The 22,270-nt window shown below is 73.5% G+C and carries 17 protein-coding genes and 1 pseudogene; 17 read left to right on the forward strand and 1 reads right to left on the reverse strand.

Annotation, left to right across the window (positions count from 1 at the left end):
- Window positions 1-4: 4 nt before the first annotated feature.
- The 7 genes and pseudogenes from ACIP5O_RS03815 (at window position 5) to ACIP5O_RS03845 (ending at window position 8,976) form a co-directional block, all read left to right on the forward strand.
- The gene (locus ACIP5O_RS03815) at window positions 5-1,012 is read left to right on the forward strand and encodes a LysR family transcriptional regulator (protein ID WP_401289316.1); all 1,008 of its coding nucleotides are present in this window, start codon (window positions 5-7) and stop codon (window positions 1,010-1,012) included.
- A 119-nt stretch (window positions 1,013-1,131) separates the two neighbouring features.
- The gene (locus ACIP5O_RS03820) at window positions 1,132-2,487 is read left to right on the forward strand and encodes a nitrate/nitrite transporter (protein ID WP_401288228.1); all 1,356 of its coding nucleotides are present in this window, start codon (window positions 1,132-1,134) and stop codon (window positions 2,485-2,487) included.
- Between the two features lie 84 nt (window positions 2,488-2,571).
- Window positions 2,572-3,708 (forward strand): uroporphyrinogen-III synthase, encoded by a 1,137-nt coding sequence (locus ACIP5O_RS03825; RefSeq protein WP_401288231.1) that lies wholly within the window; start codon window positions 2,572-2,574, stop codon window positions 3,706-3,708.
- A 201-nt stretch (window positions 3,709-3,909) separates the two neighbouring features.
- Window positions 3,910-4,110 (forward strand): annotated as a pseudogene (locus tag ACIP5O_RS03830) (GNAT family N-acetyltransferase); the annotation flags it as partial.
- 63 nt (window positions 4,111-4,173) lie between these two features.
- A complete protein-coding gene (locus ACIP5O_RS03835) occupies window positions 4,174-6,516 on the forward strand; it encodes a HelD family protein (RefSeq protein WP_401288233.1) in 2,343 nt (780 codons plus the stop codon).
- Window positions 6,517-6,919: 403 nt separating this feature from the next.
- Window positions 6,920-8,350, forward strand: a complete 1,431-nt coding sequence (locus ACIP5O_RS03840; RefSeq protein ID WP_125659098.1) for an NAD-dependent malic enzyme — start codon at window positions 6,920-6,922, stop codon at window positions 8,348-8,350.
- Window positions 8,351-8,694: 344 nt separating this feature from the next.
- Window positions 8,695-8,976, forward strand: a complete 282-nt coding sequence (locus tag ACIP5O_RS03845) for an HU family DNA-binding protein (protein WP_017237029.1) — start codon at window positions 8,695-8,697, stop codon at window positions 8,974-8,976.
- 186 nt (window positions 8,977-9,162) lie between these two features.
- On the opposite strand, the gene murA is transcribed toward ACIP5O_RS03845, so the two are convergent.
- Window positions 9,163-10,509 (reverse strand): UDP-N-acetylglucosamine 1-carboxyvinyltransferase, encoded by a 1,347-nt coding sequence (gene murA / locus ACIP5O_RS03850; RefSeq protein ID WP_401288237.1) that lies wholly within the window; start codon window positions 10,507-10,509, stop codon window positions 9,163-9,165.
- Window positions 10,510-10,786: 277 nt separating this feature from the next.
- Between murA and ACIP5O_RS03855 the strand changes: the two genes are divergently transcribed.
- The 10 genes from ACIP5O_RS03855 (at window position 10,787) to ACIP5O_RS03900 (ending at window position 22,267) form a co-directional block, all read left to right on the forward strand.
- Window positions 10,787-11,347, forward strand: a complete 561-nt coding sequence (locus tag ACIP5O_RS03855; protein ID WP_401288239.1) for a YqgE/AlgH family protein — start codon at window positions 10,787-10,789, stop codon at window positions 11,345-11,347.
- Between the two features lie 117 nt (window positions 11,348-11,464).
- Entirely contained in the window at window positions 11,465-11,749 is a 285-nt protein-coding gene (locus ACIP5O_RS03860; RefSeq protein ID WP_356540691.1) for a DUF3039 domain-containing protein, read from the forward strand.
- Between the two features lie 302 nt (window positions 11,750-12,051).
- Entirely contained in the window at window positions 12,052-13,356 is a 1,305-nt protein-coding gene (locus ACIP5O_RS03865) for an extracellular solute-binding protein (protein WP_401288241.1), read from the forward strand.
- A gap of 5 nt (window positions 13,357-13,361) precedes the next feature.
- Entirely contained in the window at window positions 13,362-14,318 is a 957-nt protein-coding gene (locus tag ACIP5O_RS03870; RefSeq protein ID WP_401288243.1) for a carbohydrate ABC transporter permease, read from the forward strand.
- Window positions 14,315-15,163, forward strand: a complete 849-nt coding sequence (locus tag ACIP5O_RS03875) for a carbohydrate ABC transporter permease (protein ID WP_401288246.1) — start codon at window positions 14,315-14,317, stop codon at window positions 15,161-15,163. The genes ACIP5O_RS03870 and ACIP5O_RS03875 overlap by 4 nt, the downstream gene beginning before the upstream one ends.
- A 4-nt stretch (window positions 15,164-15,167) precedes the next feature.
- Entirely contained in the window at window positions 15,168-16,841 is a 1,674-nt protein-coding gene (locus ACIP5O_RS03880) for a beta-N-acetylhexosaminidase (protein WP_401288249.1), read from the forward strand.
- A 246-nt stretch (window positions 16,842-17,087) separates the two neighbouring features.
- Entirely contained in the window at window positions 17,088-17,963 is an 876-nt protein-coding gene (locus tag ACIP5O_RS03885; protein WP_401288251.1) for an FAD binding domain-containing protein, read from the forward strand.
- The gene (locus tag ACIP5O_RS03890) at window positions 17,960-19,438 is read left to right on the forward strand and encodes a 2Fe-2S iron-sulfur cluster-binding protein (RefSeq protein ID WP_401288252.1); all 1,479 of its coding nucleotides are present in this window, start codon (window positions 17,960-17,962) and stop codon (window positions 19,436-19,438) included. The genes ACIP5O_RS03885 and ACIP5O_RS03890 overlap by 4 nt, the downstream gene beginning before the upstream one ends.
- A complete protein-coding gene (locus ACIP5O_RS03895) occupies window positions 19,435-21,771 on the forward strand; it encodes a xanthine dehydrogenase family protein molybdopterin-binding subunit (RefSeq protein ID WP_401288255.1) in 2,337 nt (778 codons plus the stop codon). The genes ACIP5O_RS03890 and ACIP5O_RS03895 overlap by 4 nt, the downstream gene beginning before the upstream one ends.
- A 193-nt stretch (window positions 21,772-21,964) precedes the next feature.
- The gene (locus ACIP5O_RS03900) at window positions 21,965-22,267 is read left to right on the forward strand and encodes a hypothetical protein (RefSeq protein ID WP_401288257.1); all 303 of its coding nucleotides are present in this window, start codon (window positions 21,965-21,967) and stop codon (window positions 22,265-22,267) included.
- Window positions 22,268-22,270 lie beyond the last annotated feature (3 nt).

The raw sequence follows: 22,270 nt of genomic DNA on the forward strand, positions 1-22,270 counted from the left end.
GGCGGTGGCCTCCCCGTACGACACCGACCCCCGCCTCCTGCGCGCCTTCACCGCCGTCGCCGAGGAGCTGCACTTCACCCGCGCCGCCGCCCGCCTCTACGTCGCCCAGCAGGCCCTCAGCCGGGACGTCCGGCGCCTGGAGCGCGAGCTGGGCGCCGAGCTGTTCGTCCGGACCACCCGGCAGGTCTCCCTCACCCCCGACGGCGAGCGGCTCCTGCCGTACGCGCGCCGGGTGCTCGCCGCCCACGACGAGCTGCGCGAGGCCTTCCGCGCCGCGCCCCGGCCCCTCCTCGTCGACCTCAACAGCCCCGACCTCGCCCACGAGCGCGTCCTGCGCCGGGCCCGCGAACTCGCCCCCGACCTCGAACTGATGGCCCGCTACGAGAGCGGGCTCACCGGCGCCGCGTCGGCCGTCCTCGCCGGGCACCTCGACACCTCCTTCGGCCGGTACGGCGGCCTCGCGGCCGACCTGCGGGCCGGGCTCGACGCGCAGTTCGTGCGCTACGAGCCGATGGCCGTGATCCTGCCCGACGACCACCCGCTCGCCGACCTCCCCGAGGTCCCGCTCGCCGCGCTCGCCGGGGAGCGGGTCTACGCCGGGGCCGGGAACGAGCGCACCCCCGAGTGGACCGACCTCGCCGTCCGCCTCTTCGCCGGGCGCGGCATCGAGGTCGCCCCGCCCGCCCCGCTCGCCGTCGGCAAGGAGGAGTTCCGCCGGATCATGGCCAAGCACCGGCACCCGGTCCTCGCCGTCGTCGAGTTCCCGCCCATGCCCGGCTGCGTCCTGCGCCCGCTCGTCGACCCCGTCCCCCTGTCGCCCGTGAGCCTGGTGTGGCGCAAGGGGCTCCGCCACCCCGGCCTGGACGCCCTGCGGACCGCCGCCGCCGAGATCGGCGCCCGGGAGGGCTGGCTCGTCCGCCCGCCGGACTCCTGGCTGCCGGAGGACGAGCCCGGCCTCCCCGCACGGGGCCCGTCCGGCTCCCCGCTCACAGCGGTCCCGTCCCCCGGGTGAGAGCAAGGTTCCGCCGCCGTCACCTCCCGGCACCGGCCCGAAACGCGGCCTCCCTAGCGTCGTCCCCAGGAGGACCGGGGCTGTGGACGCCCCAGGACCCGACCCCGCGGAGGTGCGACATGGGCGGCCGGTGGATCGAACGGTGGGAACCGGAGGACGAGGTCTTCTGGCGCGAGGAGGGGGAGCGGACCGCACGGCGGAACCTGCTCTTCTCCGTCCTCTCCGAGCACGTCGGCTTCTCGATCTGGAGCCTGTGGTCGGTCATGGTCCTCTTCATGGGACCGCAGTACGGCGTCGACCCCGCCGGCAAGTTCTTCCTGATCGGCACCGCCACCTTCGTCGGCGCGCTGATCCGGATCCCGTACACCTTCGCCGTCGCCCGCTTCGGCGGCCGGAACTGGACCGTCTTCAGCGCCCTGCTGCTCCTGCTGCCGACCGGCCTCGCCTTCGCGGTCATGGAGCCCGGGACGTCGTACACCACCTTCGTCCTGGTGGCGGCCCTCACCGGGGTCGGCGGCGGCAACTTCGCCTCCTCCATGACCAACATCAACGCCTTCTTCCCGCTGCGGAAGAAGGGCTGGGCGCTCGGGCTCAACGCGGGCGGCGGCAACATCGGCGTCCCCGTCGTCCAGCTCGTCGGCCTCCTCGTCATCGGGACCGCCGGCGCGGTGCACCCGAGGATCGTGCTCGGCGTCTACCTGCCCCTGATCGTGGTCGCGGCCGTGTGCGCCGCGCTCTTCATGGACAACCTCGCCCCCGTCAGGAACGACACCGGGGCCGCGAAGGAGGCCGTGCGGGCCCGGCACACCTGGATCGTGGCCTTCCTCTACGTCGGCACCTTCGGCTCCTTCATCGGCTACAGCTTCGCCTTCGGACTGGTGCTCCAGACCCAGTTCGGCCGCACCCCGCTCCAGGCCGCCTCGCTCACCTTCATCGGCCCCCTGCTCGGCTCGCTCGTCCGGCCCGTCGGCGGCTCCCTCGCCGACCGGCACGGCGGCGCCCGCATCACCCTGTGGACCTTCGCCGCGATGGCCGCCGCGACCTCCGTGGTGATCTACGCCTCCCTGATCGAGTCGCTCGCCGTCTTCCTCGCCGGCTTCATCGGCCTCTTCGTCCTCAGCGGCCTCGGCAACGGCTCCGCGTTCAAGATGATCCCGGCGATCTTCCTCGCCCAGGGGCACCGCAAGGGGCTCGCGGGCGAGGCCGCCGAGGCGTACGGGCGGCGCCTCTCCGGGGCCGCCATGGGCATCATCGGAGCGGTCGGCGGGCTCGGCGGGCTCGGCATCAACCTCGCCTTCCGCCAGTCCTTCCAGACCTCCGGCACCGGCACCGCCGCCTTCGTCGCCTTCCTCGTCTTCTACGCGGCCTGCATGGGCGTCACCCGCGCGGTATACCTTCGACGGCCGGCGGCCGTGCCCGAGACCGCCGGGGACGTCACGGAGCCGGAGCCCCGGCCCGGTTACGCGAAGGTGTGATCCCCGGTGCCCGGCACGGACCGTAACGACCAGGAAATACGGGCGAACCGCGTCCGTCACGCGTCCCCGTCAGGCTCTGCGTCCATGGACGAGCAAGAACACGGCCCCCTCGCCGGCTTCACCGTCGGCGTCACCGCGGCGCGGCGCGCGGACGAACTCATCGCCCTGCTGCGCCGGCGCGGCGCCGCCGTCGTCCACGGCCCCGCCCTGCGGATCGTGCCGCTCGCCGACGACACCGAACTCCTCTCCGCCACCAAGGAGCTCATCGGCCACGCCCCGGACGTCGTCGTCGCCACCACGGCGATCGGCTTCCGGGGCTGGGTCGAGGCCGCCGACGGCTGGGGGTGCGGCGAGGAGCTCCTCGCCGTCCTGCGGAACGTCGAACTCCTCGCCCGGGGACCCAAGGTCAAGGGGGCCGTCCGGGCCGCCGGGCTCACCGAGACCTGGTCGCCGTCCTCGGAGTCCATGGCCGAGGTCCTCGACCGGCTCCTCGCCGAAGGGGTGACGGGCCGCCGGATCGCGCTCCAGCTGCACGGGGAGCCGCTGCCCGGCTTCGTGGAGGCGCTGACGGAGGGCGGGGCCGAGGTCGTCGGCGTCCCCGTCTACCGCTGGATGCCGCCGGAGGACCTCGGCCCGCTCGACCGGCTCCTCGACGCGGTCCTCGCCCGGAGCCTGGACGCGGTGACCTTCACCAGCGCCCCGGCCGCCGCCTCGCTGCTCTCCCGGGCGGGGGAGCGGGGGGTGCGGGCGGAGCTCGTCGCGGCGCTGCGGCACGACGTGCTCGCGGTGTGCGTGGGGCCCGTGACCGCGCTGCCGCTCCAGGCGGAGGGCGTCGGCACCTACCAGCCGGAGCGCTTCCGGCTCGGACCGCTCGTCCAGGTCCTCTGCACCGAGCTGCCCGCCCGCGCCCGGGTCCTGCCGGTGGCCGGGCACCGCGTGGAGGTGCGCGGCCACGCCGTCCTCGTCGACGGGGCCCTGCGCCCCGTCCCGCCCGCCGGCATGGCCCTCCTCGCCCTCCTCGCCCGCCGCCCCGGCTGGGTGGTCTCCCGCGCCGACCTGCTGCGCGCCCTGCCGGGCGCGGGCCGCGACGAACACGCGGTGGAGACGGCCATGGCCCGCCTCCGCACGGCCCTCGGCACCCCGAAGCTGATCCAGACGGTGGTCAAGCGGGGCTACCGGCTGGCCCTGGACCCGGCGGCGGAGGAGAAGTACGACGGGTAGGAACGGGTGCGGTGTCGGGCCGGCCGTTTCGTGGGAGCGGGCCCCCGCCTCGTACGCGCGACACGCCATCGCTTGCCCTGCGCGATCCTTCGCCCCGCCCGCGTGCCCACCCTCCCCCGGAGGGGGGACCCCCACGCCCAGCGGAACGACTGCCCACAACGGAGAGGCGCAAGGGCCGACCCGGGCGAGAGGGCCGAGGCCTGCCGCGCCGCCCGCGAGGAGCTCGGCCTGCACCGGATCGAGGCCGGGACCCTCCTCGACGACCACGCCTCCCCACGCGTCCTCGCCAAGGGCGGGTTCACCCGCATCGGCACCGCGCCCGGCTTCCTCCACATCGACGGCGCGTGGCGCGACCACCCCCTCTTCCAGCGGCTCCCGCACGACGACCCCCCGCCCGCCTGACACGGCGGCTCCCGGTGGCGTACGCTCGACGGCTGCCCAGTGCACGTGAGAAGGGGGCCTTAGGTGGCCGCGCAGGAAGCCGTGGACACGGTCAGGGACCGTGAGATCGGTGTCGAGCAGGAACATCTTGACCAGGTCTACCGCCGGCTGGAGGAGAAGATCCACGAGGCGGAGTTCCTGATGAACGACGCCGCCCAGCGCGGACAGGTCGGCACGCCCGGCGCGCTCGCCGAGCGCGACGCCCAGGTCTTCCGGGCCGGCATCCACCTCAACCGGCTCAACAACGAGTTCGAGGACTTCCTCTTCGGCAGGATCGACCTGCTGTACGGCAAGGACGGGAAGAAGGGGCCCGACGGCGCCTACACCTCCGTCGAGCCCGCCGAGGACGCCGTGCGCGCGGACAACACCGCCGACATCGGCGAGACCCTCCACATCGGCCGCATCGGCGTCCTCGACTCCGACTACGCGCCGCTCGTCATCGACTGGCGCGCGCCCGCCGCCGCGCCCTTCTACCGGTCCACGCCGGTCGACCCCGGCCGGGTCGTGCGCCGCCGGGTCATCCGCTCCAAGGGCCGGCAGGTCCTCGGCGTCGAGGACGACCTGATGCGCCCCGAGCTGCGGGCCACGCTCGACGGGCGCGAGCTGCCCGTCATCGGCGACGGCGCCCTGATGGCCGCCCTCGGCCAGGCCCGCAGCCACACCATGCGGGACATCGTCTCGTCCATCCAGGCCGAGCAGGACCTCGTCATCCGGGCGCCCGCCGCCTCGGTGACGTACGTGGAGGGCGGCCCCGGCACCGGCAAGACGGCCGTGGCCCTGCACCGGGCCGCGTACCTGCTCTACCAGGACCGGCGGCGGTACGCGGGCGGCATCCTGATCGTCTCCCCGACCCCGCTCCTCGTCTCGTACACCGAGGGCGTCCTGCCCTCCCTCGGCGAGGAGGGCCAGGTCGCGATCCGCGCGGTCGGCTCGCTGGTCGACGGCGCCGAGGCCACCGCGTACGACGATCCGGCCGTCGCCCGGATCAAGGGCTCCTCCCGGATGCTCGCCGTGCTGCGCAAGGCGGCCCGGGGCGCCCTGGAGACCCCCGCGCCCAGGGCGCAGCCCGAGCTGGGCGAGGAGGACGCCGACCGGGCGCCCGCCGGCACCCCCACCCGGCTGCGGGTCGTCGCCTTCGGGCGCCGCCTGGAGCTGGAGGCCGACGAGCTGCGGCGTATCCGCCACAACGTCCTCGGCGGCACCGCCCCCGTCAACCTGCTGCGCCCCCGCGCCCGCCGGCTGCTGCTCGACGCGCTGTACGCCAAGTCCGGCGCGGTCGGCCGGCACAGCGACCCCGAGCTCGCCGCCGAGCTGCGCTCCTCCTTCGACGAGGACGTCTCCACCGAGGACTCCTTCCTGGGCTTCCTCGACGCCTGGTGGCCCGAGCTCACCCCCCGGCGGGTCCTCGACGCGATGGCCGACGAGCGGCGCCTGGGCCGCTGGGCCCGCCGGATCCTCAACCCGGGCGAGGTGCGCAGGCTGGCCCGCTCGCTGCGCCGCCCGGAGCTCTCCGTCCACGACGTGGCCCTCCTCGACGAGCTGAACACCCTGCTCGGCGCCCCGGCCCGGCCCCGGAAGAAGCGGGAGTACGACCCGCTGGACCAGCTCACGGGCCTGGAGGAGCTGATGCCGACGCGGGAGGAGACCCAGCGCGAGCGGGCCGAGCGGCTCGCGGCGGAGCGCACCGAGTACGCGCACGTGATCGTCGACGAGGCCCAGGACCTCACGCCCATGCAGTGGCGGATGGTCGGGCGGCGCGGCCGGCACGCCACCTGGACGGTGGTCGGGGACCCGGCGCAGTCCTCCTGGTCCGACCCGGACGAGGCGGCCGGGGCCCGGGACGAGGCGCTCGGCTCCCGGCCGCGCCGCCGCTTCGAGCTGACCGTGAACTACCGCAACCCGGCCGAGATCGCCGAGCTGGCCGCCAAGGTCCTCGCCCTCGCCATGCCGGGCAAGGAGTCGCCCCGCGCGGTCCGCTCGACCGGCGTCGAGCCCCGGTTCGTCGCGGTCCCGGAGGGGGCCGGGGACGCGGATCTGGCCGAAACCGTACGTTTCGAGGCGCGAAGGCTCCTCGAACAGGTGGAGGGCACGGTCGGCGTCGTCGTCGCCATGCGGCGGCGCGAGGAGGCCGCCCGCTGGCTCGCGGAGCTCGGCGACCGGGTGGTGGCGCTCGGCTCCCTGGAGGCCAAGGGCCTGGAGTACGACGCCACGGTGGTCGTCTCGCCCGCGGAGGTCGCGGACGAGTCCCCGGCCGGCCTGCGGGTGCTCTACGTGGCCCTCACCCGGGCGACGCAGCAGCTCACGGTGGTCGCGGGGGCCGGCGACCTGCCGGACGGGGAGGGCGTGCCGGACCTGCTGCGGGACTGACGCCCACAGCCGTTCCCGGCGCAGTCCCCAGGGCCGTTTTCAGGTCAACCTGTGGCGCTGGAATCACCGGCGGGAGTGGTTTGTTAGCCTGGGTGTGGCACCGGCCCGATCCAAGCCCCCGGGCCCAACCTTCGTCCCTCAGAGGGACCACTTGCCGCGAGGCGAGCATGGCGGGTCGGTGCCACCTAGTACGTAGCTACGAAGTTGAGGTCCTCGTCACCCCTGGTGGCGGGGACCTCTTCTGTTTCCCGGACCTCTCTCGTATGGTGGAAACTACTTTCCGAAAACAAAATGACCGCATTACCTGCTACTCGCCGGTAGGTGCGACCATCGGAGGGCGCCGCCGGGCAACCAGCCGGGGCGGCGTAGCAACGAAGCTCAGGGAAAGCAGAGGATCTCGGCCATGGCAACGGCGCCCAGCGTCTCGTACTCGATGACGGTCCGGCTGGAGGTCCCCGCGAGCGGGACCGCGGTCTCGCAGCTCACCACGGCGGTGGAGTCGTCCGGCGGATCCGTCACCGGCCTCGACGTGACCGCCTCCGGCCACGAGAAGCTCCGCATCGACGTCACCATCGCCGCGACCTCCACGGCCCACGCCGACCTGATCGTGGAGCAGCTGCGCGGCATCGAGGGCGTCGTCCTCGGCAAGGTCTCCGACCGCACCTTCCTGATGCACCTCGGCGGCAAGATCGAGATGGCGTCCAAGCACCCCATCCGCAACCGCGACGACCTCTCCATGATCTACACCCCCGGCGTCGCCCGGGTCTGCATGGCGATCGCCGAGAACCCCGAGGACGCCCGCCGCCTCACCATCAAGCGCAACTCCGTCGCGGTCGTCACCGACGGCTCCGCCGTCCTCGGCCTCGGCAACATCGGCCCCAAGGCCGCCCTGCCCGTCATGGAGGGCAAGGCCGCCCTCTTCAAGCGCTTCGCCGGCATCGACGCCTGGCCGCTCTGCCTGGACACCCAGGACACCGACGAGATCGTCGCGATCGTCAAGGCCATCGCCCCCGGCTTCGCGGGCATCAACCTGGAGGACATCTCCGCGCCGCGCTGCTTCGAGATCGAGGCCCGGCTGCGCGAGGCCCTCGACATCCCCGTCTTCCACGACGACCAGCACGGCACCGCCATCGTCGTCCTCGCCGCCCTCACCAACGCCCTGCGCGTGGTCGGCAAGGGCATCGGGGACGTCCGGGTCGTCATGTCCGGCGCCGGCGCGGCCGGTACGGCCATCCTGAAGCTGCTCCTGGCCGCGGGCGTCAAGCACGCCGTCGTCGCCGACATCAAGGGCGTCGTCCACGCGGGCCGCGAGGACCTCGTCGAGGCCCCGGCCGACTCGCCGCTGCGCTGGATCGCGGACAACACCAACCCGGAGGGCGTCACCGGCACCCTCAAGGAGGCCGTGGCCGGCGCGGACGTCTTCATCGGCGTCTCGGCCCCGAACCTGCTCGACGCGCAGGACGTCGCCGCCATGGCCGAGGGCGCCATCGTCTTCGCGCTCGCGAACCCCGACCCGGAGGTCGACCCGGCCGAGGCGCGCCGGACGGCCGCCGTCGTCGCCACCGGCCGCTCCGACTTCCCCAACCAGATCAACAACGTCCTGGTCTTCCCCGGCGTCTTCCGCGGCCTGCTCGACGCCCAGTCGCGCACGGTCAACACGGACATGATGCTGGCGGCCGCCGCGGCCCTCGCCGACGTCGTCACCGAGGACGAGCTGAACCCGAACTACATCATCCCGTCGGTCTTCAACGACAAGGTCGCGGGCGCGGTCGCCGGAGCGGTCCGCACCGCGGCGAAGGCGGCCGGCGGCGGCGCGGCCCCGGCCGCGCTCTGACCGGGGGCACCGGCGGCGGGCGCCGCGCTGACGGCGCGTCGCGATTCGCGGTGGCGTAAACCCGCCTTTAGGGTTGCTTTTCGACTCCGCGTAGTTCGCGGGGAGTCGACAGAACGTCACCACCGCGGGGTTCCGGCGCTTTTCGTGTGACCCGCGGGGGTGCCGGATTGGCGTTCCCGCCGCTGGTGGGGGCAGGATGCGTGTTTGGGCGCGAGGGTCTGTCCATGTGACCCGGGTCCGGGGACTGTCCGAGGGCCCTGGCAGCATCGGCTTCGCTGTACCCAATCGCGCGGCTTCCGCCGCGTGGCACGCCTCACAGGCAAGAAGAACACGGGAGTAACAACATGAACCGCAGTGAGCTGGTGGCCGCCCTGGCCGACCGCGCCGAGGTGACCCGCAAGGACGCCGACGCCGTGCTGGCCGCTCTCGCCGAGACCGTCGGCGAGGTCGTCGCCAAGGGCGACGAGAAGGTCACCATCCCCGGCTTCCTGACCTTCGAGCGCACCCACCGTGCCGCTCGCACCGCTCGTAACCCCCAGACCGGCGACCCGATCAACATCCCGGCCGGCTACAGCGTGAAGGTCTCCGCGGGCTCGAAGCTCAAGGAAGCCGCCAAGGGCAAGTAAGCGGCCTGTAGGCGAGAAAGGGCGGCCACCCCGGTCCACGGGGTGGCCGCCCTTCCGTTCGCCCGCCAGAACGCGGCGTACGGCTCCGGCCGGAGCGCCGGGACGCGCCGCACGGGCCCCGGAAGGCCGGAACGGCCCCACGCGCGTGCGTGGGGCCGTTCCGGGACCGTTCCTCGTGCGTCGCTCCTAGACCAGCGCGCTGCCCGGCAGCTCGACCTTGGCGCCGAGCTCGATCAGCTTCTCCATGAAGTTCTCGTAGCCGCGGTTGATCAGCTCGATGCCGTGGACCCGCGAGGTGCCCTCGGCCGCGAGCGCCGCGATCAGGTACGAGAAGCCGCCGCGCAGGTCGGGGATGACCAGGTCGGCGCCCTGCAGCCGGGTCGGACCGGACACGACCGCCGAGTGCAGGAAGTTCCGCTGGCCGAAGCGGCAGTCCGAGCCGCCCAGGCACTCGCGGTACAGCTGGATGTGCGCGCCCATCTGGTTCAGGGCGGAGGTGAAGCCGAGCCGCGACTCGTACACCGTCTCGTGGACGATGGAGAGGCCGGAGGCCTGCGTCAGGGCCACGACCAGCGGCTGCTGCCAGTCGGTCTGGAAGCCGGGGTGCACGTCCGTCTCCAGGGCGATCGCGCTGAGCGAGCCGCCCGGGTGCCAGAAGCGGATGCCGTCGTCGTCGATCTCGAAGGCGCCGCCGACCTTCCGGTACGTGTTGAGGAAGGTCATCATCGAGCGCTGCTGGGCGCCGCGCACGTAGATGTTGCCCCCGGTGGCCAGCGCCGCCGACGCCCAGGAGGCCGCCTCCAGGCGGTCCGGGAGCGCCCGGTGGGTGTAGCCGTCGAGCTTGTCGACACCGGTGATCCGGATGGTCCGGTCGGTGTCCATGGAGATGATCGCGCCCATCTTCTGCAGGACGCAGATCAGGTCCTCGATCTCGGGCTCCACGGCCGCGTTCGACAGCTCGGTGACGCCCTCCGCGAGCACCGCCGTGAGCAGCACCTGCTCGGTCGAGCCGACCGAGGGGTACGGCAGCCGGATCTTGCAGCCGCGAAGGCGCTGCGGGGCCTCCAGGTACTGCCCGTCCGCCCGCTTCTCGATGGTGGCGCCGAACTGGCGCAGCACGTCGAAGTGGAAGTCGATGGGCCGGCCGCCGATGTCGCAGCCGCCCAGGCCCGGGATGAAGGCGTGGCCGAGGCGGTGCAGCAGCGGGCCGCAGAAGAGGATCGGGATGCGGGACGAGCCGGCGTGGGCGTCGATGTCGGCGACGTTCGCGGACTCGACGTGCGTCGGGTCGAGGACGAGTTCGCCGGGCTCGTCGCCCGGGCGGACCGTCACTCCGTGCAACTGGAGCAGTCCGCGGACCACGCGGACGTCACGGATGTCTGGCACGTTGCGCAGGCGGCTGGGGCCGCTGCCGAGCAGGGCGGCGACCATCGCCTTGGGCACGAGGTTCTTCGCGCCGCGGACGCGGATCTCGCCCTCCAGCGGGGTGCCGCCGTGGACAAGCAGTACGTCATGGCTGTCTGTGCCGGTCATGAATCTCGCGTTCCGAAAGTGGGTCCGACGGGTGGCCAGTGAAAAGGGTAAGGGCCCATGGAACCTTCTTCTGATGCTCGGGGGGACCCGTCAGACGTAATGAATTCGGCACAACACACTCTGTTCCCGCGATCTTGCGGAGCGTCACCGTCCGGTTGCCCCGGCGGGCCCTCCGCGCCGCCCGGGCCCGTCCCCTCTGAACTGCGGCGGTCCCCGACTTCCCGGCTTCGCGCCCGACGGGCCACGCGAACGCCGAAGATGCGGGATCATGTCTCGCATGACCGAGGTGTCCTCGCTCACAGGACGGCTGCTCGTGGCCACCCCCGCCCTCGCGGACCCGAATTTCGACCGCGCGGTGGTGCTGCTGCTCGACCACGACGACGAGGGCTCGCTCGGCGTGGTCCTCAACCGGCCGACGCCGGTCACCGTCGGTGACGTCCTCGCCCCCTGGGCGGACCTCGCCGGCGAGCCCGGCGTGGTCTTCCAGGGCGGCCCCGTCTCCCTCGACGCGGCCCTCGGCGTCGCCGTGATCCCCGGCGGCGAGGGACCGCTCGGCTGGCGGCGGGTGCACGGGGCGATCGGCGTGGTCGACCTGGAGGCCCCGCCCGAGCTGCTCGGACCGGCGCTCGGCTCGCTGCGGATCTTCGCCGGGTACGCGGGCTGGGGCCCCGGCCAGCTGGAGACGGAGCTCGGTGACGGGGCCTGGTACGTGGTCGAGTCGGAGCCCGGGGACGTCTCCTCGCCGACGCCCGGGACGCTCTGGCGGCAGGTGCTGCGGCGGCAGCGCGGCGAGCTCGCCATGATCGCGACGTACCCGGACGACCCGTCCCTCAACTGAGCGCGACCCGTCCCCCGACCGGGGGCGACCCGTCCCGCAACCGAGGGCGACCCGTCCCGCAACCGAGGGCGACCCGTCCCGCAACCGAGGGCCCGGCTTTCAGTACCCTTGGCGGTTATGAGCACTCTCGAGCCCGAGCGCGGGGCAGGTACGGGGACCCTCGTCGAGCCGACGCCGCAGGTGTCCCACGGTGACGGCGACCACGAGCGCTACGCCCATTACGTCCAGAAGGACAAGATCATGGCGAGCGCCCTGGACGGCACGCCCGTCGTGGCGCTGTGCGGAAAGGTCTGGGTGCCGGGGCGCGACCCCAAGAAGTACCCGGTCTGTCCGATGTGCAAGGAGATCTACGAATCCATGGGCGCCGGCGGCGACAAGGACAAGGGCGGCAAGGACAAGTAAGTCAGGTCCCGGCGTCGGGCGAGCCTGTGACGGCCCCCGTCGTGCGTGCTTCGGCACGCGCGGCGGGGGCCGTTCCGTTTTTCCGGCGCGCTTCAGGGGCGTGCGTGGTGACGGCCGTTCCGTTTTTCCGGCTCCTCCGGGCGTGCCCCCGTTGCGCAGGGTGCTTTCGCCGGTCACGGAGTGGTTGAGGTGGTCGAGACCTCTTGTCGGCCCGCCCGGAGTCCGCCTAGCCTCACGCGTGTTGTGCAGCGCGAAACGCTCATTGCACATGCTGCAACGCACGCACCTGGAGGGGATCCGCCATGAAACGTCCCGCAAGCGTCACCGCCACGGCCGCCGCGCTCCTGCTGGCCGGCCTCACCGCCACCGCCTGCGCGCCCCAGACCTCGGACGGGAAGGCCGCGACGGACGAGAAGAGCGGCACCCTGCGCGTCTGGCTCTTCCAGGAGGTGAGCAACAAGCCCAAGGAGCAGGCCGTCGAGCAGGCCGTCGCCGCCTTCGAGCAGCGCCACCGGGGCGCGGAGGTCGAGGTCGAGTACATCCCCGTCGAGACCCGCGCCCAGCGCGTCAAGGCCGCCTTCAACGACCCGAAGTCGGCCCCCGACCTCATCGAGTACGGCAACACCGACACCGCCGGATACGTCGAGGACGGCGGCCTCGCCGACATCAGCGCCGAGTTCGCCGCCTGGGACGAGGCCGAGGACACCGACCCCACCGCCCGGCAGTCCGTCACCGTCGGCGGCAAGGTCTACGGCGCCCCCTTCTTCGTCGGCATCCGCGCCCTCTACTACCGCACCGACGTGTTCGAGGAGCTGGGCCTGACGGTCCCCAGGACCCAGGCCGAACTGGTCGGGACGGCCAAGAAGATCCGCAAGGCCAGGCCCGAGCTGTACGGTCTCGCCGTCGGCGGCGCCTACACCTACGGCGCCATGCCCTTCGTCTGGGCCGCCGGCGGCGAACTCGCCACCGCGCAGGGCGACTCGTACAAGGCCGCCATCAACAGCCCCGAAGCCCTCAAGGGCATCACCGCGTACACCTCGCTCTTCGGCGACGACAACTGTCCGGCCGCCAAGTGCGCCCAGATGGGTGGCAACGCCACCACCACCGCCTTCGCCTCCGGAAAGGCCGGCATGGCCATCGGCGGCGACTTCAGCCACGCGGCCGTCGAGGCGGGCGCCGTGAAGGGCAAGTACGCCGTCGTGCCGCTGCCCGGCACCACCCCCGGCTCGATCGCCCCCGCCTTCGCCGGCGGCAACAACATCGGCGTCCTCAAGAGCACCTCGCACCGCACCCTCGCCGTCGACCTCCTCAAGTCCCTCACCGGCAAGGAGACCCAGGGCCGGCTCTTCGACGCGATGGGCTTCCTGCCCACGTACACCGACACGCGCGCCGCCGCCGCGCAGCGGCAGCCCTTCGTGAAGCCCTTCACCGACACCCTCGCCGCCGGAACGAAGTTCGTCCCCGCGTCCCCCGGCTGGGGCCGGATCGACGCCTCCCTCGTGCTGCCCACGATGTTCCAGGAGATCGTCAGCGGTCGTAAGGACGCCAAGGCGGCGGCGGACGACGCCGCGAAGAAGATGGACGCGGCCTTCGCGCCGGCGGGCTGATCCGCATGACCACCCAGCTCACCCCGCCCGTCGAGAAGCGGCCCGAAGCGGCCGCGGACCCCGCGCCGGGGATCCGCGGCCCCCGGCGCCACGGCGCCTGGACCCCCTGGCTGTACCTCCTGCCCGCCCTCGTCGTCCTCGGCGCCCTCCTCGTCCACCCCGTCTACCAACTGGGCCTGATCTCCTTCCTGGAGTACACCCAGGCCCAGGTCAGCGGCGGCGAACCCACCTCGTTCCAGGGGTTCGGGAACTACACGGCGCTCTTCTCCGACCCCCAGTTCTGGCAGGTCCTCCTCGCCACCGTCGTCTTCGCCGCCGCCTGCGTCGTCACCACCCTCGCCGTCGGCTGCGCCCTCGCGGTCCTCCTCACGCGCGTGCGTGCCCTGCCCCGGCTCGCCCTGATGCTGGCCGCGCTCGGCGCCTGGGCCACCCCCGCCGTCACCGGCTCCACCGTCTGGGTCTTCCTCTTCGACCCCGACTTCGGCCCCGTCAACCGGCTCCTCGGACTGGGCGACTTCTCCTGGACGTACGGGCGGTACAGCGCCTTCGCCCTCGTCCTGCTCGAAGTCGTCTGGTGCTCCTTCCCGTTCGTGATGGTCACCGTCTACGCGGGCATCCGGGCCGTCCCGACCGAGGTCCTGGAGGCCGCCGCCCTCGACGGCGCCTCCCAGTGGCGGATCTGGCGCTCGGTCACGGCGCCGATGCTCCGGCCCGTCCTGGTCGTCGTCACGATCCAGTCGATCATCTGGGACTTCAAGCTCTTCACCCAGATCTACGTGATGACGAACGGCGGCGGCATCGCCGGCCAGAACCTCGTCCTCAACGTGTACGCCTACCAGAAGGCCTTCGCCTCGTCCCAGTACAGCCTGGGCTCGGCGATCGGCGTCGTCATGCTGCTGATCCTGCTGGCCGTGACGCTCGTCCACCTGCGCCTGCTGCGACGCCAGGGAGAAGAACTGTGAGTGCCCTCCGGACACTGGGCGTCCGGCGCCCCGGGCGCCTCGCCGCCGAGGCCGGCACCCTCCTCGTCGCCGCCGCCACCGCCTTCCCGCTGTACTGGATGGTCCTCTCGGCCCTCAAGCCGGCCGGCGAGATCCAGTCCGCGCACCCGCGCCCGTGGACGCTCTCGCCGTCCCTGGACTCCTTCCGGCGCGTCTTCGAACAGCAGGACTTCGGCCGGTACTTCCTCAACTCGCTGATCGTGGCGGGCACGGTCGTCCTCGCCTCCGCGCTGATCGCGTTCCTCGCGGCCACCGCCGTCACCCGGTTCCGCTTCAAGTTCCGGACGACGCTCCTGATCATGTTCCTGGTCGCCCAGATGGTCCCCGTCGAGGCCCTCGCCATCCCGCTGTTCTTCCTCATGCGGGACCTCGGCCTGCTCAACACCCTCGGCTCGCTGATCCTGCCGCACCTCGCGTTCTCCCTGCCGTTCGCGATCTGGATGCTGCGCGGCTTCGTCCGGGCGGTCCCGGAGGCCCTGGAGGAGCAGGCCCAGATCGACGGCGCGAGCCGCACCCGGTTCCTGTGGCAGATCCTCTTCCCGCTGGTCCTCCCCGGCCTGGTGGCCACCAGCGTCTTCTCGTTCATCTCCACCTGGAACGACTTCCTCTTCGCGAAGTCGTTCCTCATCAGCGACACTTCGCAGTCGACCCTCCCCATGGCCCTGCTGGTCTTCTTCAAGCCCGACGAGAACGACTGGGGAGGCATCATGGCCGGCTCGACCGTGATGACCGTCCCGGTGCTCGTCTTCTTCGTACTCGTACAGCGCCGCCTGGTCTCGGGCCTCGGCGGCGCGGTGAAGGACTGACGCGATGACCCACCCCACGGACCCGATCCCCGCGGACCCGATCCCCGCGGACCTGATCCCCGCGCCCCTGTCGGTCGAACGCCGGGGGAGCGCCCCCGGGTACGTCACGCTCGACGGGCGGACCGTCCTCGACGCCGGACCCGGCACCGAGGGCACCGCCCACCGGCTGCGGGCCGCCCTCGGCGCCGCCACCGGCCTGCCGCTCCCCGACGGCACGGGCGAGCACGCCGTACGCCTCCGGATCAGCGAGGAGGTGGCGCGGGAGCACGGCCCCGAGGGGTACCGGCTGACCACCGAGGACCCCGGGGCCGCCGTCCTCGTCGAGGGCGGGGGCCCCGCCGGGGTGTTCTGGGGCGCCCAGACCCTCCGCCAGCTCCTCGGGCCCGACGCGTACCGCAGGGCGCCCGTGACCGGCGCGGCGTGGAACCTCCCGTACACCACGATCGAGGACGCCCCCCGCTTCGGCTGGCGCGGCCTCCTGCTCGACGTCTCCCGGCACTTCACGCCCAAGGACGACGTCCTGCGCCTGCTCGACCTCCTCGCCGCCCACAAGCTCAACGTCTTCCACTTCCACCTCACCGACGACCAGGGCTGGCGCATCGAGATCGAGCGCCACCCGAGGCTGACCGAGGTCGGCTCCTGGCGGGCCCGCAGCAAGTGGGGCCACCGGGCCTCGCCCCTCTGGACCGACACCCCGCACGGCGGCTTCTACACCCGGGACGACATCCGCGAGATCGTCGCCTACGCCGCCGAGCGGCACATCACCGTCGTCCCCGAGATCGACCTCCCCGGCCACTCGCAGGCCGCCATCGCCGCGTACCCCGAACTCGGCAACACGGACGTCGTCGACACCGCCGCCCTCACCGTCTGGGACACCTGGGGCGTCAACCCGAACGTCCTCGCCCCCACCGAGGAGGTCCTCCGCTTCTACGAGGGCGTCTTCGAGGAGGTCCTGGAGCTCTTCCCGTCCCCCTTCGTGCACGTCGGCGGCGACGAGTGCCCCAAGGACCAGTGGAAGGCCTCCCCGGCCGCCCGGGCCCGCATCGAGGAACTCGGCCTCGCCGACGAGGACGAGCTCCAGTCCTGGTTCATCCGCCACTTCGACCGCTGGCTCGCCGCCCGCGGACGGCGCCTGATCGGCTGGGACGAGATCCTCCAGGGCGGCCTCGCCGAGGGCGCGGCCGTCTCCTCCTGGCGCGGGTACGGCGGCGGGATCGCCGCCGCCGAGGCGGGGCACGACGTCGTCATGTGCCCCGAGCAGTACGTGTACCTGGACCACCGCCAGGCGCCGGGCGAGGACGAGCCGATGCCCATCGGGTACGTCCGCACCCTGGAGGACGTCTACCGCTTCGAACCCGTTCCGCCCGGCCTCTCCGAGGAGGCCGCCGCCCACATCCTGGGAACCCAGGCCAACGTCTGGACCGAGGTGATGGAGAACCGTTCCCGCGTCGACTACCAGGTCTTCCCCCGCCTCGCCGCCTTCGCCGAGGTCGCCTGGTCCGCGCTCCCCGCCCCCGAGGCGCGCGACTACACCGGTTTCGAGCGCCGCATGGACACCCACTACCGGCGCCTGGACGCCCTCGGAGTCGACTACCGGCCCCCCGCCGGACCCCTGCCCCGGCAGCGGCGCCCCGGGGTCCTCGGCAGGCCCCTGGAGGGAACGCCCCCGAACGTGTGAGGCCCGCCGGACCCCCGTCACCCGGGAGCGGTGAACCCCGCCGCCCAAGAGCGGCGAAACGGAACTCCCCGCCGCTCCCGGGACGTCCCGGACGGAACAGTCCTTCGCGGACCCTCGCGCCGGACGGCTCGGAAGATGTGCCAGAGTTGCCACGTCCGGCCTGTGAGCACGTACGGTACGCCCACACGCAGGCGCGACGGCCGGGCACAGTCGGGGACCGCCGGGACACCGGGAAGGGGCAGCGGGTTGACCACGCACGCACCACAGACGGCGCAGGCCGTGACGCTGCCCGCCTCGCTCGACGAGGCCGTCGCGGCGCTCACGGCCATGCCGGCGGCCGTCCCCGTCGCCGGCGGCACCGACCTCATGGCCGCCGTCAACAAGGGCCAGCTCAGGCCCGCCGGGCTCGTCGGCCTGAGCCGCATCAACGAGATCCGCGGCTGGCAGTACCAGGACGGCCACGCCCTCCTCGGCGCGGGCCTCACCCACGCCCGGATGGGCCGCCCCGACTTCGCCGCCCTCATCCCGGCCCTCGCCGCCGCCGCCCGCGCGGCCGGGCCCCCGCAGATCCGCAACGCCGGCACCCTCGGCGGCAACGTCGTCACCGCCGCGCCCACCGGCGACTCGCTGCCCGTCCTCGCCGCCCTGGAGGCCGACCTCGTCGTCCTCGGGCCGCTCGGCAGCCGCGAGATCCCCGTCTCCCACCTGCTCGCGGGCCGCGACCTGCTCGCCCCCGGCGAACTCGTGGCCTTCGTCCGGGTGCCGCTGCTCCACGCCCCCCAGGTCTTCCTCAAGGCCACCGGCCGCACCGGTCCGGCCCGCGCCTCCGCCTCCGTCGCCGTCGTCCTGGACCCGGCCCGGCGCGGGGTGCGCTGCGCCGTCGGCGCCGTCGCGCCGATGCCGCTGCGCCCCCTGGAGGCCGAGCGCTGGATCGCCTCGCTCGTGGACTGGGACAACGACCGGGGGCTCGCGCCGGAGGCGCTGACGGCGTTCGGCGAGTACGTCGCCGCCGCCTGCATCCCGGACCCGCAAGGGGGCGAGCAACTGCCCCCGGCCGTAATGCACCTGCGGCGCACCGTCGCCGCACTCGCCCGACGGGCACTGGGGAGGGCACTCGCGTGAGCAGCGACGAACAGCAGGGCAACCAGGGCGGCTGGGAGCCGATCCCGAAGAGCGAGGGGTACGACGGCGACGCGACCGCCTTCGTGCAGCTCCCGCCGGACTTCATGCTGGACGGCGTGCCCCTGGAGGCGCCCGGCCACGGCTACGTGCCGCCGATGATCACCCCGCTCCAGCCGCTCGCCCCGCCCCCGGCGACCGACCCGGGGGCCACGGGCACCTGGTCGGTCCACCTGCCGGTGGAGGCGGATCCGGTACGGCCGTACTTCGACCACGCGCAGGGGCAGGGGTACGGGCCGGAGCAGGGGTACGAGCCCGAGCAGGACCAGGGCGGGGGGTACGAGGCCGAGCAGCCGCAGGACTACGAGCAGCCCCAGGACTACGAGCAGCCGCAGGGCTTCGAGGGCGACCGGGGCGGGTTCGAGTACTTCGAGCAGCAGGGCGAGCCCTTCGACCGGCCCGAGTACGGCGGGCAGGATCCGCACGCGACGGCCCAGTGGCGCTTCACGGAGCCGGTGGAGTCCCCCCCCGCACCCGAGTCCTTCGCCGCCCCCGAGCCCGCCCCCGGCCCCGGTGACACGGGCCAGTGGCAGATCCCCGCCGAGGCCCCGGCGACCCTTCCGGGCGGCGCGCCCGCGCCCTGGGCGCTCCGGGAGGAGCCGCCGACGGAGGCCCCGGAGGAGCCCGCCGCCGTCGAGGACGCGGCCCCGGAGGCCGTACAGGACGCGCCCGACGCGGACCCGGCCCCGGAAGCGGAGGCGGACCCGGTCCCGGTCCCCGAACCGGACACCGCCGAGGCGGATCCCGCCCCCGAACCGGACGCCGGTCTCCGCGCGGAGACCGTCCTCGACACGGACGTTCCCGACCCCGCGCCCCCCGTCGCGGCGGAGGTCCACGCCTCCACCGACAGCGACGAGCACCCCCACACCTCGTACACCCTCCGGGTCAACGGCGTGGACCGGCCCGTCACCGGTTCCTGGATCGGGGAGTCGCTGCTCTACGTCCTGCGCGAGCGCCTCGGGCTCGCCGGGGCCAAGGACGGCTGCTCGCAGGGCGAGTGCGGCGCGTGCAACGTCCAGGTCGACGGGCGGCTCGTCGCCTCCTGCCTGGTCCCCGCGGCGACCGCCGCCGGGAGCGAGGTGCGGACGGTCGAGGGCCTCGCGGTCGACGGGGAGCCCTCCGACGTGCAGCGGGCCATGGCCCGGTGCGGCACCGTCCAGTGCGGCTTCTGCATCCCGGGCATGTGCATGACCGTGCACGACCTCCTGGAGGGCAACCACGCCCCCACCGACCTGGAGACCCGCCAGGCGCTCGCCGGCAACCTGTGCCGCTGCTCCGGCTACCGGGGCGTCCTCGAAGCCGTACGGGACGTCGTCGCCGAGCGCGAGGCCAGCGCCGCGGCCCACGCGTCCGAGGGCGCCGACGACGCCCGCATCCCGCACCAGATCCCGCACCCGCACGACGGAGGCAAGGCGTGAGCAGCGACGCGACCACCGCCGTTCCCACGGTCACGGTCACGGACGTCCCCGGACCCCTCGGACCCCTCGGACAGGAGTCGGCCCCCCACGGCCTCGGCACCTCGCTCCCGCAGGCCGACTCCCGGGCGAAGGCGGAGGGCACCTTCCCGTACGCCTCCGACCTGTGGGCCGAGGGCCTGCTCTGGGCCGCGATCCTGCGCTCCCCGCACCCGCACGCCCGGGTCGTCTCGGTCGACACCTCCGCCGCCGTCGCCATGCCGGGCGTACGGGCCGTGGTGACGGCCGCCGACGTGCCGGGCGCGGCCACCTACGGGCGCCGGGTCGCGGACCGGCCCGTCTTCGCCTCCGACCTGGTCCGGCACCACGGCGAGGCCCTCGCGGCCGTCGCCGCCGACCACCCCGACACGGCCCGGCTCGCCGCCGCGGCCATCGCCGTCGAGTACGAGGTGCTCGAACCGGTCACCGACCCGGAGAAGGCGTTCGCGGCCGAGCCGCTGCACCCCGACGGGAACCTGATCCGGCACATCCCGCTCCGCTTCGGCGATCCGGAGGCGACCGGCGAGGTCGTCGTCGAGGGCCTGTACCGGATCGGGCGGCAGGACCCGGCGCCGATCGGCGCCGAGGCGGGCCTCGCCGTCCCGCGCCCCGACGGCGGCGTCGAGCTCTACACGGCCTCCACCGACCCGCACACCGACCGCGACCTGGCCGCCGCCTGCTTCGGCCTCCTGCCCGAGCAGGTCAAACTGGTCGTCACCGGGGTCCCGGGCGCCACCGGCGACCGCGAGGACCCGGGCTTCCAGATCCCGCTGGGCCTGCTCGCGCTGCGCACCGGCTGCCCGGTCAAACTCACCGCCACGCGCGAGGAGTCGTTCCTCGGCCACGCCCACCGCCACCCCACCCTGCTGCGCTACCGCCACCACGCGGACGCGGAGGGGCGCCTGGTGAAGGTGGAGGCGCAGATCCTGCTCGACGGCGGCGCGTACGCCGACTCCTCGTCGGAGTCCCTGGCGGCGGCCGTGGCCTTCGCCTGCGGCCCGTACGTCGTCCCGCACGCCTTCGTCGAGGGCTGGGCCGTCCGCACGAACAACCCGCCGTCCGGCCACGTGCGGGGCGAGGGCGCGATGCAGGTGTGCGCGGCGTACGAGGCGCAGATGGACAAGCTCGCGGCCAAGCTGGGCGTGGACCCGGCCGAGCTGCGCATGCGGAACGTCATGGCGACCGGCGACATCCTGCCCACCGGGCAGACGGTCACCTGCCCGGCCCCGGTGGCGGAACTCCTGGCCGCCGTGCGGGAGTTCCCGCTGCCGCCGCTGCCCAAGGACACCCCCGAGGGGGAGTGGCTGCTGCCCGGCGGCCCCGAGGGCGCGGGCGAACCCGGCGCGGTGCGGCGGGGCGTGGGCTACGCGCTCGGCATGGTCCACATGCTCGGCGCGGAGGGCACCGACGAGGTCTCGACGGCGACCGTACGGGTCGCGGACGGGGTGGCGACGGTCATCTGCTCGGCCGTGGACACCGGTTCGGGCTTCTCCACGCTCGCCCGCCAGGTCGTGCAGGAGACCCTGGGCATCGACGAGGTGCACGTCGCCCCCGTCGACACCGACCAGCCGCCCGCCGGACCGGCCGCCCACGGCCGGCACACCTGGGTCTCGGGCGGGGCGGTCGAGCGGGCCGCGAAGATGGTCCGCACGCAGCTCCTCCAGCCGCTCGCCCACAAGTTCGGCATGTCGACCGAGCTGCTCCAGATCACCGACGGCAAGATCACCTCGTACGACGGCGTGCTCTCCACGACGGTCACCGAGGCGCTCGACGGCAAGGAGCTGTGGGCCACCGCCCAGTGCCGCCCCCACCCCACCGAGCCGCTCGACGACGCGGGCCAGGGCGACGCCTTCGTGGGCCTCGCGTTCTGCGCGATCCGCGCGGTCGTGGACGTGGACGTGGAACTCGGCGCCGTACGGGTCGTGGAGATGGCCGTCGCCCAGGACGTCGGCCGGATCCTCAACCCGGCCCAGCTCGCCACCCGCATCGAGGCGGGCGTCACCCAGGGCGTCGGCGCGGCCCTCACGGAGAACCTCCGCACCGCCCGCGGCCTGGTCCGCCACCCGGACTTCACCGGCTACGCCCTTCCGACGTCCCTGGACGCCCCGGACATCCGGATCGTGAAGCTGATCGAGGAGCGCGACGTGGTGGCCCCCTTCGGCGCCAAGGCCGCGAGCGCCGTCCCCGTCGTCACCTCGCCCGCCGCGGTGGCGGCGGCGGTCCGCGCGGCCACCGGCCGCCCGGTCAACCGCCTCCCGATCCGGCCGCAGGCGGCGGTGGCGGCGCCCAACCCGTAACCCACCGGGGCCCGTTGCTCGCGCAATCCCGAGCTGGGCTTCGGCGTGCCCGCTGGCTAGAGTGGGTCCTCGGGCCCGTTTGCGGTGGGGACGGTCACGGCTTCCCGCCGCCGGGCGGCCTCGACTCACCCATGGGGGAGCCGCCGCCGCGGGCGGGGTCGTCGCCCTGACCGGTGGCGCTGGCGGCGTCCTCGTGCCGCTGGCCGCCGAGACGGTGGGCGGGGCCGTCGTGACCTTCATCGGCATGGAGGCGGACGACATGGCCGAGAAGTACGAGAAGGACGAGATGCTCAAGAAGAAGTCGGACGACCTCTCGGACGAGGCGCTCGCCATGGGCAAGGAGAACTCGCTGCGGCCCGGCATCGCCTACGCGAACGCTCCCGGCTGGAGCGAGAAGGACCGCAACTACCTGGACGAGACGCTGGTCGACTACGTACGGGACGCGCGTCTGCACGCCCGGGACAACTCCCTTCCCGACCCCTACGAGAAGAAGTGACCG

The organism is Streptomyces sp. NPDC088915 (assembly GCF_044749825.1).
In the GTDB taxonomy this organism is placed as follows: domain Bacteria; phylum Actinomycetota; class Actinomycetes; order Streptomycetales; family Streptomycetaceae; genus Streptomyces.